Below are 3,345 nucleotides of genomic sequence, written 5' to 3' on the forward strand. Positions count from 1 at the left end.
TGTTGCCCGTCGCTATGGATGAGGATGTCGGCGTCATTGGCGGTGATGATGGGTGGGCTATGAGAACGGCCCCGCTCGGTGTGGTGAGCGGGGCCGTGGTGGGCTCGGTGACGGGGTCGTCGGCGTGGTGACGCCGTGGTCGGCGTGGTGAAGCGACTTGGGTTCAGTCGGTTGCTGTTTCGCTGATGGCGATGCGTGCGGCTTTCTCTCCGACGATGGAATGACCGGCGGCGAACGCCGCGGTCAGGGCGTGGAGAGCGAGGTTGTTGACCGCGCGGGGGTGCCCGCGTGAGGCGTTGTGGATCAGCGTGATCGCGTCGTCGGCGAACAGCACGTCGGAGCGGCCGGCGATTTTGGTGTGGTGGTTGATGTAGTCGGCGGTGTCGGCCGGTGTCATGCCGGGCAGGGTGTAGCGCACCGCGATGCGTTGATCCAGTGCGGCCAACACGCCCAGGCGTAGCCGGTGGCGCAGGGTGGGTTGTCCGACCAGCACGACAGCGAATGGTGATCCGGAGTCCATGTCGTGGTTGGTCAGCAGCCGGATCGCTTCGAGTTGACCGTTGTCGAGCAGGTGGGCTTCATCGACGACCAGGACGGGGCTGCGGCCGCGTTCGGCGTGCTCGGCGGCCAGGGCGTCAGCGGCCTGGGGTGCCAGGCGTGCGGTGTGAAAGACCGGGGTGTGGCCGAGGGCGGCCACGATGTGGGTGAGCATGCCGCGCACCCCGATGGTGGGGTTGGCCAGGTAGATGATGACGTGTCGTGCTGGGTCCAGCGCGGTGGCGGCGGCGCGGATGGCCACGGTTTTGCCGGCGCCGACTTCGCCGGTGATGACTCCGATGGCGCATTGGTCCACACACCAGGAGATTCGGGCGATCGCTTCGCTGTGTCCGGGGTGGCGGTGCAGCATCGACGGCGCGAGATCGCGTCCGAACGGCATCCGCGAGAAGCCCCAATGTGATTGCAGTCGTTGAATACTCATGCCGACACCCCATCCTTGTGATCGAGGCTGGGCAGCGCGAGTTGACCGGGAAGCTGATTGTCATCGGTGGCCGTGGCCTGGGCGCCGTAGAGGGCGTGGTAGCCGATGCGTTCGTCATCGCGCAGCTGCTCATGGTGGGCCGCGGCGGTCAATGCCAGGTAGTCGATACCGGTGGCTGCCGGCGGTGTCTGGCTGCTGATTTCGGGTCGGGCTTTGGGGTGGGCGTGGCGGGTGATCGTGTGGGCTATGGCTTGGCCGTAGCTTCTGTCCTGGTCGCGGACCTCGATGGCCTGCAGGTCGAACGGGGAGAACACCAGTTCCACCCGGCGCCCGACCAGGGCGGGGTCGACCTGGTAGGTGTTGGAATGCAGCGAGACGGTGGCGGTTTTGGTCACTATCCGGAACTCCGACCACAGGAACGCTTCGGTCAGATCCGCGGCGGTCGGCAACGCCGCAGGGTGGCCGAGCCGGTCGAAGCCGGCTTCCCAGCGGGCCAGTGGGGATTGCCCGGTCTCGGTATGGATTCGGCGGTGGTATTCGGTTTCAACCCAGGCCATGAACAGCCGGTTGAGCTCCAACAACGCACCAGCATGGTCGACCCCGGCCGCAGCGAGGTCCTCAGCGGTGGTGTCGGTCACCTCGACGAGGAACTGTTCACGCACGGTGCGGAAGAACCGTTCGATCTTGCCGCGGCCCTGCGGGCGACCGGGCGCGGAATGCACCAGCCGGATCCCGAGTTTCGCGCACGCCCGCAGCAACCACGCATCGACGAACGCGGACCCGTTGTCGACATAGATCGAGGCGGGAACTCCGCGAGCAGCCAACGCCGGCTTCAACGCCGCCGCCAGGCGCACGGTGTCTTCGGCGAACCCGAAGCGGTGCCCGACCACCAACCGAGAATGGTCGTCGAGGAACGCGAAGAGGTAGGTTTTGCGGTCCCCGACCCGCGGGCCGTGCAGGGCATCGCCGACCCACAGTTCATTCGGGTCGGGGGCTTCGAACCGCCCGAACACCTCAGCGCTCTGACCTGCGGCCGGGCCCATCAGCTCACACCGATGGAAGTGGCGCAGCAGCGTCGATTCCGAGGGCGCCCACCCAGTCGCGGTGCGCAGAATCCGGGCCACCTGCGCGGCGGTGCGGGCCGGGTTCTCCCGTTTGAGCGAGGCGGCCAACTCCAGCACCTGGACATCGGTGCGGGTGGCCAGCCGGCGCGGTTCAGGGACCAGCGCTTCGAACCCGCCGCCGCGGTAGCGCCGGATCCAGCGGTCCAGGGTGGCCCGCGCGATCTGGACCTGGGTGCCGAACGGGTCGATATGGCGACGGCCGGCGATCTCACGGACTACCCGGCCCCGCTGCCGGGTCGAGAGCCCCTCTTCCAGCGCGGGGCAGATCACCTGATAGCGGAACAACCCGATCGCATTCGCCCGTTCCCGACGCTTGTGGTCCTCCAACGACACCGCAGTGCCCTCCTCACACTCGATGGCCCCACCCGAAACCGTCTGTCGGGCAGGCGCCCTGGCGAGGATCACCGATCACCTGACTGTGCGTCAGGGGCAACTGGTGTTGCACGGCACCGCCGATGACATCGGCGGCCACCCAGGCGCCAACAGTCGAGCGCCGCTGACGGCCACCACCACCAGCGCCGGCGTCACCACGCCCAGCAACCCGGCCGGCCCGAACCGCTGCCCGATCGCCGACGCGGCGACCATCACCGCCGCCACGACATCGCGCCAACCACAGCCGAGCCCGTCGGGGATCATCACATCGATCCCCGTACCCACCGCCACCGTGAGAAACCACGTCCTCATCGACTCCAGACGCTGCCCAGCCCGCCGCAGCCAGCCCCGCACCGTCGACGGCGGTACCTGCAGTCGGGCAGCGATCCCGCGATGCCCTACCCCCTCAGCCCGCGCCGACAGCGCCATCCAAACCCGCTCGGCCGCATACGCTCTGCGCAACAGCATGGTGACCGGCAACAACACATGAGTGACCAGACAGGAGCGGCACCGGGCCCGGCGCGGCCGCACCCGATCATCGAGTCCCTCGACGTGGCGGGCGCGGGCATACCCCCAGCCGCCCAACACCCCGTCCGGACAAGCCGGGCAGGAAATCGCCCCACCAACCAGCCGCGACTCGACGCAGACACGATCGACCTCTACCGTCACCATCAGTGCCTCCGAGCACTACAGCGCGGCACCTCGCCAAGCCCGCCAAGACTTCAGCGAGGTGCCGCGCACCCATCAGTTCCTCGTCACACTGACGGTGCACACGAACAAGATCAACCCGACGACGGCGCCACAGGCCACATCAGCACGCTCAATGACGACCGCATACCCCGTCGTCGTCATCCCGAGAGACGGTCAACA

The 3,345-nt window shown here is 67.8% G+C and carries 3 protein-coding genes; all 3 read right to left on the reverse strand.

The window, feature by feature from the left end; translation table 11 throughout:
- Window positions 1-163: 163 nt before the first annotated feature.
- The 3 genes from CRM90_RS29685 to CRM90_RS29695 all read right to left on the reverse strand — a co-directional run bounded on the left by CRM90_RS29685 (window position 164) and on the right by CRM90_RS29695 (window position 3,147).
- Window positions 164-979: an ExeA family protein gene (locus CRM90_RS29685; RefSeq protein WP_011767780.1), complete on the reverse strand. Its 816-nt coding sequence runs from the start codon at window positions 977-979 to the stop codon at window positions 164-166.
- Entirely contained in the window at window positions 976-2,436 is a 1,461-nt protein-coding gene (locus CRM90_RS29690) for a DDE-type integrase/transposase/recombinase (protein WP_013470158.1), read from the reverse strand. The genes CRM90_RS29685 and CRM90_RS29690 overlap by 4 nt, the downstream gene beginning before the upstream one ends.
- Window positions 2,437-2,526: 90 nt before the next feature.
- The gene (locus CRM90_RS29695) at window positions 2,527-3,147 is read right to left on the reverse strand and encodes an RNA polymerase sigma factor (RefSeq protein WP_011767782.1); all 621 of its coding nucleotides are present in this window, start codon (window positions 3,145-3,147) and stop codon (window positions 2,527-2,529) included.
- Window positions 3,148-3,345 lie beyond the last annotated feature (198 nt).

The sequence above is a fragment of the Mycobacterium sp. ENV421 genome, assembly GCF_002887815.1.
Classification (GTDB): Bacteria; Actinomycetota; Actinomycetes; order Mycobacteriales; family Mycobacteriaceae; genus Mycobacterium.